The organism is Corynebacterium otitidis ATCC 51513, from assembly GCF_000296405.1.
In the GTDB taxonomy this organism is placed as follows: Bacteria; Actinomycetota; Actinomycetes; order Mycobacteriales; family Mycobacteriaceae; genus Corynebacterium; species Corynebacterium otitidis.
This window is the reverse complement of record NZ_JH815192.1, coordinates 69599-82780: the sequence shown is the minus strand read 5'-3', so window position 1 is coordinate 82780 and position 13182 is coordinate 69599. Positions and strand designations below refer to the sequence as shown.

15 protein-coding genes are annotated in these 13182 nt (G+C 71.3%); 10 read left to right on the top strand and 5 right to left on the bottom strand.

Annotation, left to right across the window (positions count from 1 at the left end; genetic code table 11):
- The 4 genes from HMPREF9719_RS00405 to HMPREF9719_RS00390 all read left to right on the top strand — a co-directional run.
- On the top strand, positions 1-1665 hold a 1665-nt coding region (locus HMPREF9719_RS00405), incomplete at its 5' end, for a DNA translocase FtsK (RefSeq protein WP_004599968.1).
- Positions 1666-2025: 360 nt separating this feature from the next.
- A complete protein-coding gene (locus HMPREF9719_RS00400) occupies positions 2026-3042 on the top strand; it encodes a TerC family protein (RefSeq protein ID WP_004599967.1) in 1017 nt (338 codons plus the stop codon).
- A gap of 75 nt (positions 3043-3117) precedes the next feature.
- The gene (pgsA, locus tag HMPREF9719_RS00395; RefSeq protein ID WP_004599966.1) at positions 3118-3726 is read left to right on the top strand and encodes a CDP-diacylglycerol--glycerol-3-phosphate 3-phosphatidyltransferase; all 609 of its coding nucleotides are present in this window, start codon (positions 3118-3120) and stop codon (positions 3724-3726) included.
- Positions 3723-4229: a CinA family protein gene (locus HMPREF9719_RS00390; RefSeq protein ID WP_004599965.1), complete on the top strand. Its 507-nt coding sequence runs from the start codon at positions 3723-3725 to the stop codon at positions 4227-4229. The genes pgsA and HMPREF9719_RS00390 overlap by 4 nt, the downstream gene beginning before the upstream one ends.
- Before the next feature lie 61 nt (positions 4230-4290).
- On the opposite strand, the gene HMPREF9719_RS00385 is transcribed toward HMPREF9719_RS00390, so the two are convergent.
- Positions 4291-4629 carry a helix-turn-helix domain-containing protein gene (locus HMPREF9719_RS00385; RefSeq protein ID WP_038075135.1) on the bottom strand — a complete coding sequence of 113 codons (339 nt, stop codon included), beginning with the start codon at positions 4627-4629 and terminating at the stop codon, positions 4291-4293.
- 270 nt (positions 4630-4899) lie between these two features.
- On the opposite strand from HMPREF9719_RS00385, the gene HMPREF9719_RS00380 reads away from it, so the two are divergent.
- On the top strand, positions 4900-5739 hold the full coding sequence (locus tag HMPREF9719_RS00380; RefSeq protein WP_004599963.1) for a PspA/IM30 family protein: 840 nt from the start codon (positions 4900-4902) through the stop codon (positions 5737-5739).
- Positions 5740-5850: 111 nt separating this feature from the next.
- On the opposite strand, the gene HMPREF9719_RS00375 is transcribed toward HMPREF9719_RS00380, so the two are convergent.
- From HMPREF9719_RS00375 to HMPREF9719_RS00365, 3 genes are all read right to left on the bottom strand, one after another.
- On the bottom strand, positions 5851-6477 hold the full coding sequence (locus HMPREF9719_RS00375) for an energy-coupling factor transporter transmembrane component T family protein (protein WP_004599962.1): 627 nt from the start codon (positions 6475-6477) through the stop codon (positions 5851-5853).
- Positions 6474-7166, bottom strand: coding sequence for an energy-coupling factor ABC transporter ATP-binding protein (locus HMPREF9719_RS00370; RefSeq protein WP_004599961.1), 693 nt, complete (start codon positions 7164-7166; stop codon positions 6474-6476). Before HMPREF9719_RS00370 ends, HMPREF9719_RS00375 begins: the two co-directional genes overlap by 4 nt.
- 83 nt (positions 7167-7249) lie before the next feature.
- Positions 7250-7861, bottom strand: a complete 612-nt coding sequence (locus tag HMPREF9719_RS00365; RefSeq protein WP_004599960.1) for a biotin transporter BioY — start codon at positions 7859-7861, stop codon at positions 7250-7252.
- 65 nt (positions 7862-7926) lie between these two features.
- Between HMPREF9719_RS00365 and HMPREF9719_RS00360 the strand changes: the two genes are divergently transcribed.
- The 3 genes from HMPREF9719_RS00360 to HMPREF9719_RS00350 all read left to right on the top strand — a co-directional run bounded on the left by HMPREF9719_RS00360 (position 7927) and on the right by HMPREF9719_RS00350 (position 10094).
- Positions 7927-8142, top strand: a complete 216-nt coding sequence (locus HMPREF9719_RS00360; protein WP_004599959.1) for a DUF3046 domain-containing protein — start codon at positions 7927-7929, stop codon at positions 8140-8142.
- A 166-nt stretch (positions 8143-8308) separates the two neighbouring features.
- Positions 8309-9454, top strand: a complete 1146-nt coding sequence (gene recA / locus HMPREF9719_RS00355) for a recombinase RecA (protein WP_004599958.1) — start codon at positions 8309-8311, stop codon at positions 9452-9454.
- Positions 9455-9488: 34 nt separating this feature from the next.
- Positions 9489-10094 (top strand): regulatory protein RecX, encoded by a 606-nt coding sequence (locus HMPREF9719_RS00350; RefSeq protein ID WP_004599957.1) that lies wholly within the window; start codon positions 9489-9491, stop codon positions 10092-10094.
- A 13-nt stretch (positions 10095-10107) separates the two neighbouring features.
- Here HMPREF9719_RS00350 and HMPREF9719_RS00345 read toward each other — a convergent pair whose 3' ends face one another.
- Positions 10108-10947 (bottom strand): transporter substrate-binding domain-containing protein, encoded by an 840-nt coding sequence (locus HMPREF9719_RS00345; RefSeq protein WP_004599956.1) that lies wholly within the window; start codon positions 10945-10947, stop codon positions 10108-10110.
- 90 nt (positions 10948-11037) lie between these two features.
- On the opposite strand from HMPREF9719_RS00345, the gene miaB reads away from it, so the two are divergent.
- Entirely contained in the window at positions 11038-12561 is a 1524-nt protein-coding gene (gene miaB, locus HMPREF9719_RS00340; RefSeq protein WP_004601825.1) for a tRNA (N6-isopentenyl adenosine(37)-C2)-methylthiotransferase MiaB, read from the top strand.
- Positions 12562-12566: 5 nt separating this feature from the next.
- Positions 12567-13182, top strand: a 616-nt coding sequence (locus tag HMPREF9719_RS00335) for an Rv2732c family membrane protein (RefSeq protein ID WP_004599954.1), incomplete at its 3' end; no start/stop codon positions are given.

Sequence of the window (13182 nt, the reverse complement as noted above, 5' to 3'; positions counted from 1 at the left end):
TCGGCGAGCGCGCCCGCCCCCGCGTCGGCGCGTGCCGCCGCGGAGCCCCCGGCCCAATCGGAGCCCGACGACGCCCCCTACGGCGCGGACGCCGCGGGCGCCGCGGAGGACGGTGAGTACGAGCTGCCCTCCACGGAGCTGCTCGTCGCCGGGGAGCCCGCCAAGGAGCGCTCCGCGGCGAACGACCGCATGATCGAGGCGATCAGCGACGTGTTCGCGGAGTTCAAGGTCGACGCCGCGGTCACCGGCTTCCAGCGCGGCCCGACCGTCACCCGCTACGAGGTGGAGCTCGGGCCGGGGGTGAAGGTCTCGAAGGTGACGAACCTGCAGTCGAACCTCGCCTACGCCGCGGCGACGGACAACGTCCGCCTGCTCACCCCGATTCCGGGCAAGTCCGCCGTCGGCATCGAGGTGCCTAACAGCGACCGGGAGATGGTGCGGCTCGCGGATGTCCTCAACTCCGAGGAGATGATCTCCGCTACCGACCCGACGCTCATCGCGCTCGGCAAGGACATCGAGGGCTCGTTTGTCTCCGCGTCGGTGCAGAAGATGCCCCACCTCCTGGTCGCGGGCGCGACCGGTTCGGGCAAGTCGGCGTTCGTCAACTCGATGCTCGTCTCGCTGCTGACCCGCGCCACCCCGGAGGAGGTGCGGCTCATTCTCGTCGACCCGAAGATGGTGGAGCTCACCCCCTACGAGGGCATCCCGCACCTCATCACCCCGATCATCACGCAGCCGAAGAAGGCGGCCGCGGCGCTGCAGTGGCTCGTCGAGGAGATGGAGCAGCGCTACCTCGACATGAAGTCCGCGCGGGTGCGCCACATCAAGGACTTCAACCGCAAGGTGCGCGAGGGCCGCCTCGAGGCGCCGGCGGGCTCGGAGCGGGAGTACCACGAGTACCCGTTCATCGTCTGCGTCGTCGACGAGCTCGCCGATCTGATGATGACCGCGCCGAAGGAGATCGAGGACTCCATCGTGCGCATCACGCAGAAGGCGCGCGCCGCGGGCATCCACCTCGTGCTCGCCACCCAGCGGCCCTCGGTCGACGTGGTCACCGGGCTCATCAAGACGAACGTTCCCTCGAGGCTCGCGTTCGCGACGTCCTCGTCGACTGACTCGCGCGTCATCCTCGACCAGGGCGGCGCGGAGAAGCTCATCGGCATGGGCGACGGCCTGTTCATCATGCAGGGCGCCGGCAAGCCCGAGCGACTCCAGGGCGCGTTCGTCACCGACGAGGAGATCCAGGCCGTCGTCGACGCCGCGAAGGCGCAGGGCGAGCCCCACTACACCGAGGGTGTGACCGACGAGCGCGAGTCGGAGCAGAAGAAGGCCGTCGACGACGAGATCGGCAAGGACATGGACGACCTGCTGGAGGCCGTCGACCTCGTGGTGACCTCCCAGCTGGGCTCGACGTCGATGCTGCAGCGCAAGCTGCGCATCGGCTTCGCGAAGGCCGGCCGGCTCATGGACCTCATGGAGTCCAGGGGCGTGGTGGGCCCCTCGGAGGGCTCGAAGGCCCGCGAGGTGCTCGTCAAGCCCGAGGAGCTCGACACGACGCTGTGGATGATCAAGGGCGCCGACCCCGCGGACGCCCCGAAAGAGGAGCCCGGCGATGGGGACTCCACCCGCACGGTGAGCGCCGACCCGCCCAGCGACGTCGTCTAGCCCCGCCGCTCCCCGGCGGGGCGCGCGTTTTCCCCGCGCTGGCCGCGCCGCTCGGGGCCCGGGGCCGGGCGGTGCTAGGCTACGGCACCGACACATCGTGTCGACATCCCTTTGAAGGAGGGGAGTACCCCGCCCGCGGCGCCGATCGTCAGCACGGCACCGGGCGGCGGGCCTTCGAGGCAGGCGGGCGCGCTCGGCGCGCCGACCCCTTGAAGGCCCGGCCGCCAGGTCCCGGTCGCGCCGGCTCAACCAGTCACCTGAGTGGGGGAGACCTCCGGTAGCCGGGGCAGGTCCCGGCGCGCCGCCGCGCGCCAGGGCCGGCCCCGGGACGCTTCAACGACCGGAGGTTTTGCACCCATCATGACCGTGCCGCTGTGGGCCTGGGCGGTGACCATCGTCATCGTCGGCGGGTTCTTCGTCTTCGACTTCTACTCCCACGTGCGCTCCCCACACGACCCGACCATGAAAGAGTCGGCGTTCTGGACCGTGTTCTACGTCGGGGTGGCCGTGCTCTTCGGCGGGGGCATCTGGCTGGCGTGGGACGGGGAGCACGCCGTGCAGTACTTCACCGGCTACATCACCGAGCAGGCGCTGTCGGTCGACAACCTGTTCGTCTTCGCGCTCATCATGGCGGCGTTCAAGATCCCGCGCCGCTACCAGCAGAAGGTTCTTCTCATCGGCATCGCGCTGGCGCTCGTGTTCCGCACGGTGTTCATCCTCATCGGCGCGGCGATCATCGAGGCGTGGTCGGACGTTTTCTACCTGTTCGCGATCTTCCTCGTCGTCACTGCGGTGAAGATGATCGTCGACGAGGTGCGCGACGCCCCGCAGCCCGAGCCGAAGGACATGCGGCTCATCAAGATGCTGCGCAAGGTTTTCCCCGTCACCGACGACTACCACGAGGACAAGCTGCTCTCGAGGGACTCGCGCGGCCGCCGCGCGGTCACCCCGCTGCTCGTCGCGCTCGTCGGGATCGGCGCGATCGACCTCATGTTCGCGCTCGATTCGATCCCCGCGATCTACGGCATCACCCAGGAGCCGTTCCTCGTCTTCGCGACGAACGCCATGGCGCTGCTCGGGCTTCGGCAGCTGTTCTTCCTCCTCGACGGGCTCCTCGAGCGGCTCTCGCTGCTGTCCTACGGGCTGGCGATCATCCTCGGCTACATCGGCGTGAAGCTCGCGCTGCACGCGATGCACAACAACAGCCTGCCGTTCATCAACGACGGCGAGCCGCTGCCCGTCCCGGAGATCCCCGACCTCGTCTCGCTCGGGGTGGTGGCTGGCATCCTCGCCGTCACGGTCGTCGCCTCGCTGGTGAAGACCCGCCTCGAGGCCCGCCGCGACGAGCGCAGCGCGGCCGCCGGCTCCAAGTCCTAGCGCCGCCTCCCGCGCCGCCGCTCGCCCGCGGCCCGGTCGGCCGCGGCCCGCGGCCGGCGGGGTAGAGTGGCGCGTGTGAGTGACACCCCAGCGCGCAGCGACGCCCCGGAGACGGCGCCGTCGAACTGGAACCTGCCCAATATCCTCACGGGCCTAAGGATCCTGTTCATCCCCGTCTTCGCGTGGCTCGTGCTTACCGGGGGCAACGAGCACCCGGGCTGGATGTGGGGCTCCTTCGCCCTCTTCGCGGCGCTCATGGCGACCGACAAGCTCGACGGGGATATCGCCCGCGCCCGCGGGCTGGTGACCACCTTCGGCAAGATCGCCGACCCCATCGCCGACAAGGCGCTCATGATCACCGCGCTGGTGTGCCTCAACATCGTCGGCGCGACGAGCGTGTGGGTCACGGTCATCATCATCGTGCGCGAGCTCGGCATCACGATCTGGCGCATGGCTCTATTGCGCCGCGGCCGGGTGGTGCCCGCGAGCCGCGGCGGGAAGATCAAGACCGCGCTGCAGTCCCTCGGCGTCGCGCTGCTGCTCATGCCGCTTGAGGGCTGGCTCGACGTCGTCGCGCAGGTCGTCATCTGGGCCGCGGTCGTCGTCACCGTCGTCACCGGCGTGCAGTACCTCGTCGACGCCCGCCGCGAGAACGACGCCTCCTCGAAGGGGCAGGCCAAGTGAGCGGCGCGCAGGACCAGATCGACCCGGCGGCGCGTCTCCTCGTCGAGGCGCTTAACCGCCGCGGGGAGACGCTCGCGACGTGCGAGTCGCTTACCGCGGGGCTCGCGGCGGCGACGGTCGCGACCGTGCCCGGCGCAAGCAGCGTGCTGCGCGGCGGGCTCGTCACCTACGCGACGGAGCTCAAGGCGACGCTCGCTGGGGTCTCCGAGGAGCAGCTCGCCGCAGAGGGGCCCGTCGCCAAGGAGACCGCCCGGCAGATGGCCGCCGGCGCCCGCGAGCGCCTCGGCGCGACGTGGGCCCTGTCGTATACCGGCGTGGCCGGGCCCGACCCGCAGGACGGCCACCCGGTCGGCGAGGTGTGGCTCGGCGTCGCGGGCCCGGGCGGCTCGGACGCGCGGCTCGCGGCGGGGGAGGACCAGCTCCTCCCCGGCGGGCGCGCGGAGATCCGCGCCGGCGCCGTCGAGGCGGGCCTCAAGCTCCTGCTCGAGTCGCTCGGAGAGTAGCCCCGCCCGCACGCGGCGCGGCGGGACGTCAGCGCCCGCGGGGCGGAAAAGTCCGGCGCGGCTAGACGCGCACCGGGGTGCGCCCGCCGTTGGCGAGGCGCTCGGCGGCGTCGCCGAGCGACATCGCGCCGGCGGCGTCGAGGAGGATGCGCGGCACGGACACGCGCAGCGCGTAGCAGATCGACGCGAGCAGCTCGGAGGAGACCTCCTTGCGGCCGCGCTCGAGCTCGGAGAGATAGCCCGGGGAGACGCTGGCGCGCACGGCGAGCTCGCGCAGGGTGATGCCGCGGTCGGCGCGCGCGCCGCGCAGCGCCTCGCCCAGGGCCTCGCGCAGCAGCGGCTCCTGGTGACGCAGCTGCTCGCGCTCCGGGGGTTGTAGGGTGTTCGTCTCAGTAGCCATCACCTCATTTAACGCGCCGGGGGTAAAGACTGTTCCCATCTCCGATTCCGGGTGGGGCGAACCTCCCCCGCGCCGGCGCCGGGCGCGGGCCGGGAGAGCGCTTCGCGCGGGCGGGGCCGGGGGCGTCCGCGGCGTTGCTAGAATGACGTGGCATAACGCGATTAGGCATTCGGCGCGTTCCGCCGCCTGCGGGCGCGGCTGCCGCGGCGCGCGGCATCCCCCGGCTGGCAGTGTTGTCGATTCTTCAACCAAGGAGGAGCCCCTTTAGCTATGGCTAACCCGTTCAAGAAGGGCTGGAAGTACCTCATGTCGCTCTTCGACAGCAAGATCGAGGAGCACGCCGACCCGAAGGTGCAGATCCAGCAGGCGATGGAGGAGTCGCAGCGCCAGCACCGCGACCTCTCGCAGCAGGCCGCCTCGGTGATCGGCAACCAGCGCCAGCTCGAGATGCAGCTCAACCGGCAGCTCGGCGAGGTGGAGAAGCTCCACGGCAACACGAAGCAGGCCTTGAAGCTCGCCGACCAGGCGCGCGCGCAGGGCGACGAGAAGAAGGCCGCCGAGTACGAGAGCGCCGGCGAGTCGTTCGCCGCGCAGCTGGTGACCGCCGAGCAGAACGTGGAGAACACCAAGCAGCTCCACGACCAGGCGCTCAAGCAGGCCGAGCAGGCGAAGGCTGCGGTGGAGCGCAACGCGCAGAAGCTCCAGGAGCAGGTCAACGAGCGCTCCCAGCTGCTCAGCAAGCTCGAGCAGGCGAAGATGCAGGAGAAGGTCGCCGAGTCGGTCCAGTCGATGAACCGGATGAGCGACGGCGCGACCCCGAACCTCGACCAGGTGCGCGACAAGATCGAGCGCCGCTACGCGAACGCGCTCGGCGAGGCGGAGCTCGCGGAGAACTCCGTCGAGGGGCGCATGCAGGAGGTCGAGGCCGCCGGTCGGCAGATGGCGGGCCACTCGCGCCTCGAGCAGATCCGCCAGGAGCTCGACGGCGGGAAGAGCCAGCAGCAGGCCGAGCAGAAGCAGGTCACCTCGAGCTCCAACTCCGGGGAGCTGCCCGGCGGGGTGGACCGCGCCGCGGTCGAGCAGCGCATGAAGGAGCTGCGCGGCGAGTAGGCCGAGACCGCCTCGCTAACGACCACACCCCTCCCGCCCGGGCGATGCCCCGGGCGGGAGGGGTGTTTTTCGCTCTTGGCGGCCGCGGCGAAAGCCCGCGGGAGGGCGCCGCTAGGAGTCGCCCGCGCCGCGCGCCCAGAGGGCCTCGGCCATGTTCTCCGCGCGGCGCAGCGCGCGCACCATGACGGGCACGACGAGCGCGCGCAGCGAGCCCTCCGCGCCGCGCGCCTTGCGCGCCTCGGCGGCCTCGTTGATCGCGGCGAGCTGCAGCGGGATGAGCCTCAGCGTTAAAGAAATCGCGAGGCTGATGCGCTCGGCGGGCACCCCGACGCGTCTTAAGGGCCGAAGCCCCCGCTCGAGGGAGTCGAGGAGCTCCATCGCCGGGGTGGTGAGGGTGAGCAGGCAGCCCGCCATCACCGAGGTCGCGAGCATGATCACCGTCGTGGCGGCGGCCTCGAGGCCCGACTGCCACCACAGCACCGCCCCGAGGAACGCGAAGATCGGCAGGGTGGGCCACAGCTGGCCCCACGCGGTGCGCGGCGGGACCCGCGCGACGAGGTAGGCGAGCGCGACGACCGCGGCGCCGGCGAGCGCCTGCCACGGCGTGGCGGTGACGATAGCGATGACGGCGATGAACGCGACGATCGCGAGGAGCTTCCCGCCCGCCGGGGCCCGGTGGAGGGGGCTCTTGCGGTTGACATACACGCCGAGCGGCACGGCGACGGGGACGAGCCTCACCGGGCGCTCCTTAGCATCGCCTCGCGGTAGCCGGCGATGACCCGGGCGGGCTTTCCGTCGTCGACGATGTGGGCGTTGTCGACGCGGATGACGCGCTCGAAGTCGCTAAGCACGTCGAGGTCGTGGGTGACGACGACGATCTGCTGGGGCAGCGAGTGAAACAGCGCGGTGATCTTCAGCGTGTTGGCGAGGTCGAGCAGCGCGGTGGGCTCGTCGGCGACGATGACGTCGGGCTCGGTGACGAGCACCGCGGCGAGCGCGAGGAGCTGCTTCTGCCCGCCGGAGAGCAGGTGCGGGGAGGACTCGGCGTGCTCCGCGAGGCCGAGGCGCTCGAGCGCGCGCATCGCGAGCGGCTCCCGCTCGGATCGCGGCACGCCTCGGGTGCGCAGCGAGAACGCGACGTCGTCGACGACCCTGGGCATGACGATCTGGTTCTCCGCGTCGGAGAATATAAAGCCCACCCGCCGGCGGACCTTCTTGCCGTCCTTGACGACGTCGAGCCCGTCGACGGTGACTGTGCCGGAGCTCGGCTCGTTGAGGCCGTTGATGAGCCTCGCGAGCGTCGACTTGCCCGAGCCGTTGGAGCCGATGATCCCGACGAGGCGCTCCTCGATGGTGAGGTCGATGCCGTCGAGCGCCCGGAAGCCGTCGAAGTCGACGGTGACCCCCTCGAAGCGGATGCGCGCCACCCGGCGGGCCTCCCTTCCTTAGCGTGAGAAACGATGACTAAAAGCCCGCGGCGGGGCCGCCGCGGGCGGGGATGGTTGAGCCCCTAGGCCGCGGCCGTGGCGGGCTCCGCCTTGGGCTTTTTCGTCGCGGCGACGAGCTTGGGGAACGCGGCGTGCACGCCGACGGCGATGACGACGGCGACGACGATCTTTAGGGCGTCGGGCACGATAAACGGCGCGTTCGAGGCGAGCGCCGGGAGGAACTCGAGGTCGCCGCGGGCGACGAGCCCGAGCGAGCCGAGCAGGTACTGGGTAAGAAGCCCCACGACGCCGCCGGCGATCGAGCCGGTGAGCCGGGCCGCGCGGCTGCGCGCGGGGCCCGCGTAGGCGAGCGCGCCCGCAAACAGCGCCGAGAACGGGTAGGAGACGAGGTAGCCGATCGTCGGCCCGCCGCCCTTGGCAATCAGCGTCCCGCCGCCGGCGAGCACCGGCAGCGCCACCGAGATGAGCAGGAAGAGCAGCACGGCCAGAAGCCCGCGGCGCGGGCCGAGGACGAGGCCGGCGAGGATGATGACGGCGTTCTGCGCGACGATGGGCACCCCGGCGCTGCCCACCGGGATGGCGACGAACGCGAACGCGATGATGAGCGCCGCGAACACCGCGATGTAGACGATGTCGAGCAGCCAGTTGGAACGGGTGGTTCTCATGGCCGGCATGATAGCTGAACGCCGTTCAACGCCACGCGGGGGTCTCGTCCGGGCGGGTGCGTAGGATCGCGGGCATGCGACTCACCGAGTTTCACCGCCTCGTCGACGACGAGTTCGGCAGGGACAGCTCGGCGTTCCTGCTCGACACCCACGTGCTCGCGGAGTTCGGCGCCACCCCGGCGGAGCTCCTCGTCGGCGGGGAGGAGCCCAAGCGGGTGTGGGAGGCCCTGTGCCGCGACTTCCGGGTGCCGAAGGAGCGCTGGCTGGGCAGGGACGAGTCGGGCTCCTAGCCCGGCGTGCGTTAGAACAATTGTTCGGCTAGGATGGTCGGCGCTACGGCGCGCTGGACTACAATCCCCGTGGATCCCGCCGGGCCGGTCGGGCAGTCGATTAGCGACGGGCCGGCCGGCGGGCGCGGGCTTCACGGCTACCGAGGTGGGGGTTAATTTAAGGCTCATGGCAGCGAAGAAGAAGACGACGAAGGCGACGAAGGGCGCCGGGGACGAGCGGCAGAAGGCCCTCGACTCGGCCCTGTCGATGATCGAGAAGGACTTCGGCAAGGGCGCGGTCATGCGGCTCGGCGACGACAACCGCCCGCCGGTGAGCGCCATCTCCTCGGGCAACACCGCCATCGACGTGGCGCTCGGGGTGGGCGGCTTTCCGCGGGGCCGCGTCGTGGAGGTCTACGGCCCGGAGTCCTCGGGCAAGACGACGGTCGCGCTGCACGCCGTCGCCGAGGCGCAGAAGGGCGGCGGGATTGCGGCGTTCATCGACGCCGAGCACGCGCTCGACCCGCAGTACGCCCGCAACCTCGGGGTCGACACCGACAACCTGCTCGTCGCCCAGCCGGACACCGGCGAGCAGGCCCTGGAGATCACCGACATGCTCGTGCGTTCCGGGGCGATCGACATCGTCGTCGTCGACTCGGTCGCGGCGCTCACCCCGAAGGCGGAGATCGAGGGCGAGATGGGCGACAGCCACGTCGGCCTCCAGGCCCGGCTCATGAGCCAGGCGCTGCGCAAGATGACCAGCGCGCTCTACAACTCGGGCACCACCGCGATCTTCATTAACCAGCTCCGCGAGAAGATCGGCGTGATGTTCGGCTCCCCGGAGACCACCACCGGCGGCAAGGCGCTGAAGTTCTACGCGTCGGTGCGCTGCGACGTGCGCCGCACCCAGACGCTCAAGGACGGCCAGGACGCCATCGGCAACCGGACGAAGATGAAGATCGTCAAGAACAAGGTCTCCCCGCCGTTCAAGACCGCCGAGTTCGACATTATGTACGGCGAGGGCATCTCCCGGGAGTCCTCGATCATCGACATGGGCGTCGAGAACGGGATCATCAAGAAGTCCGGCTCGTGGTTCACCTACGAGGGCGACCAGCTCGGCCAGGGCAAGGAGAAGGTGCGGCTCTACCTCAAGGAGAACACCGACCTCGCCGATGAGATCGAGCAGAAGATCCTCCGCAAGCTCGGCATCGGCGAGTACGCCAATGCGGACGACGCGGAGAACCCCGAGGGCTCCGAGGGCTTAAGCGACGAGCCGGTCGACGTCGTGCCCAACGTCGACTTCGACGACCCCGAGGAGAAGGCCGGGGCCTAGCGCCCGGCTAACCCCTGCCCGAGGAGGACGCCCCTTGTCTGAGCGCAGCGAACGCGTCGCGCGCCTCGCCGAGGCCATCGCGGAGATTCAGGCCGCCGGCCCGGAGTCCGCCGAGGCCGCCGAGAGGGACGAAGAGGAGCTCTCCCGGGTCCGCGAGCAGGCGCTGCGCCTGCTCGACCAGCGCGCCCGCTCGCGCGTGGAGCTTAGGCGCCGGCTGCTCGCCAAGGACGAGCCCGAGGAGCTCGTCGACGACGTCCTCGACCGCCTCGAGGCCGCGGGCCTTATCGACGACGGGGAGTTCGCCCGCCAGTGGGTGCGCCAGCGCGCTCAGCGCCGCGGCAAGTCCCGCCTCGCCCTCGATAGGGAGCTGCGCGACAAGGGCGTCTCGGAGGCGGTGCGCTCGGACGCGCTCGAGGAGCTCAGCCGAGCCGAGGAGGACGACATCGCCCGCGCGCTCGCGCGGAAGAAGGCCGCCTCGATAAAAAGCGAGCCGGAAGGCTACCAGGAGCGCGTGAAGCAGCTTCGCCGCATCGTCGGGGTGCTCGCGCGGAGGGGTTTCCCAGAGTCCGCGGCGCTACCCATCGCGGTCGAGGCCCTCGACGAGCGCCTCGCCGAGATCGCCGACGAGGCCGAGGGGTAGCCTCCCGCCGCCTCTATTCCTCGCCGGGCGCGGCGGCGGAGACCCCCTCGGCGCCCGGCAGGTGCTCCGCGACGAGCCGGGAGAGCGTGCCATCCGCCTCGATCTCTCTCAGCGCCCGGTCGAGCGCGGCCTTCGCGTCGTCGTCGCCGGCGTGCACCGCCAGCCCGTAGGCCACCGGCTTGGTGCCGTCGAAGCGGCCGGTCTCGAGGGACTCCGGGGCGAGGCGCTCGAAGCCGGAGAGCCGGGCTGCGTCCGCGACGACGAGCGCGACGGTGCCGCGGCGCACGGACTCGACGCAGTCGCGCGTGCTCGCGAGCTCGAGCACGCGGCCGGGCCTGGGGCCCGAGACGACCTCGGCGACCTCGGGGGAGCCGGCGACCACGCACCACGTCTCGCCGGCCGCGTCGGCAGGCCCGGAAAGCTCCCCCGCGCGCCCGAGGTAGGCGGGCTGCGCCTCGAGGTACGGCCCGGCGAGCGCGACCGCGGGGTTGGCCGCCGCGTCGGGGGCGAACGCCCCGGTGACGACGTCGATCTCCCCGCCGCGCAGCGCGTTGTCCCGGTCGGTGGCCGCGAGCGGCTGCCAGGTGATCTGCGGCTCCTCCTCGCCGAGCTGGTCCGCGACGCGCTTGAGCACCTCCTCGGCGAGCGCGATGTCGAGCCCGTCGAGCCGCCCGCCGGGGTCGCGCCCGGCGAGGCCTGGCACGTCCAGGGTGGTGCCCACCGTCACCGAGCCGTCTGAGACGTCGCCGAGCAACCCGCCCTCGGCGGGCGCGCACGCCGCGGCGAGCGCGGCAGCGCCCAGCGCCGCGGCGCAGGCGGCCGCCCGGCGGGGCGCTGCTCGTCGGTGGCTCATGGCGACGATGATAGGCGGGCTAACGGCTAGGCGGCGGGGCACCGGCGGGCTTTTGCCGGGTCTAGCGGCCGGGGCCTAGACTTTCTCGCCGTGACTTCGCGACTCGAGGATTCCGCCCGCGCCGGCGCCCGGCCCCGCACCTACGAGGTGCGGACCTTCGGGTGCCAGATGAACGTCCACGACTCGGAGCGGCTCTCCGGGCTTTTGGAGGACGCCGGCTACGAGCCGGCCGGCGACGAGGAGGCCGACCTTGTCGTGTTCAACACGTGCGCCGTGCGCGAGAACGCCGACCGGCGGCTCTACGGCACGCTCGGGCAGTTAAAGAACGCGAAGAAGCGCCACCCGGGCATGCAGATCGCGGTGGGCGGCTGCCTCGCGCAGAAGGACAAGGACACCGTCGTGAAGAAGGCCCCGTGGGTCGACGCGGTCTTCGGCACCCACAACATGGGCTCGCTGCCGACGCTGCTCGATAGGGCGCGCCACAACGACGAGGCCGCCGTCGAGATCGCCGACTCGCTCGAGGAGTTCCCCTCGGTGCTGCCCGCGAAGCGCGAGTCGGCCTACTCGGGCTGGGTGTCGATCTCCGTGGGGTGCAACAACACGTGCACGTTCTGCATCGTGCCGCAGCTGCGCGGCAAGGAGGTCGACCGCCGCCCCGGCGACATCCTCGCCGAGGTCAAGGCGCTCGTCGAGCAGGGCGTTTCCGAGGTGACGCTGCTCGGCCAGAACGTCAACGCCTACGGCGTGCACTTCGTCGACCCGGAGATGGGCCGCGACCGCTCGGCGTTCTCGAAGCTGCTGCGCGCCTGCGGCGACATCGAGGGGCTCGAGCGGGTGCGGTTCACCAGCCCGCATCCCGCGGAGTTCACCTCGGACGTCATTGACGCCATGGCCGAGACCCCTAACGTGTGCCCGCAGCTGCACATGCCGCTGCAGTCCGGCTCCGACAAGGTGCTCAAAGACATGCGGCGCTCGTACCGGACGAAGAAGTTCTTGCGCATCCTCGACGAGGTGCGCGAGAAGCTGCCCGACGCGGCGATCACCACCGACATCATCGTCGGCTTTCCGGGCGAGACCGACGAGGACTTCGAGCAGACCTTAGAGGTCGTGCGGCGCGCGCGGTTCACCTCGGCGTTCACGTTCCAGTACTCGCCGCGTCCCGGCACGCCCGCGGGCGAGCGGGAGGACCAGGTGCCCAAGGAGGTCGTCCAGGAGCGCTACGAGCGCCTCCACGCGCTGCAGGAGCAGATCAGCGCCGAGGAGAACGCGAAGATCGTCGGGCGCCGCGTCGAGCTCGTCGTGCAGAACGACCCGGGCCGCAAGGGCGAGAAGACCCACCGGCTCTCCGGGCGGGCGCGCGACGGCCGGCTCGTGCACTTCGACCCCGCAGGCGTCAGCGAGAAGATCCGGCCCGGCGACGTCGTCGAGGTCGACGTCACCGGCTCCGCGCCGCACTTCCTCATCGCCGACGGCGGCGTGGCGAGCCACCGGAAGACCAAAGCCGGCGACATGTCCGAGGCGGGCGAGCGCCCGACCACCGCGCCGGTCGGGCTGGGCATGCCGCCGATCGGGGCGAAGCCCGCCCCGCGGGCCGATTCGTGCGGGCTATCCTAGGCCCCATGGCTGAGGACAACGAGACCGCCCGCGAGCGAGAGATCCGCGCGGGCAAGCGCCTCTGGCTAGGCAACCAGGCCTACGTGCTCGGCGGGGCCGTCGCGCTCTACGTCGCGGGGCTGCTGCTGCCGGTGGTCACCGGGGTGCGCGGCTTCGACGTCGTCGCGCAGACCGCCGCCGCGAGGGACGCGAACATCAAGCTCACCGAGTACGTGTTCGCCTACCTCGCGCTCGTGGGCGTGGGCGTGTTCACCCCGCTCACGCTGATCTTTAGGCGCGCCGCGCTCGCGATGATCGCGTGGGTGGCCACGGCGATCGGCACGTTCTACGCGGTGCTCGCGTTCTGGCTGCGCCAGCAGCGCCCCGGCGGGGAGGAGCAGTATTCCATCTCCGGCGGGTTCCTGCTCATCGTCGTCGCCGTGGTCGTGTGCCTGGTGGCCTACTCGATGGTCACGCTGCGCCGCAGCGACGACCAGCGCGAGCTCGCCCGGGAGCGCGCCGCGGCCGCCGCGAGCCCCGACTCCGAGTACGAGAAGCGGGCCGCCGCGGTCTTCCGCCGCGGCGGGGGCGAGGGGGAGAACCCGCTGCTCGTCGACGACCGCCGGGCCCGGGCGCGCGCCC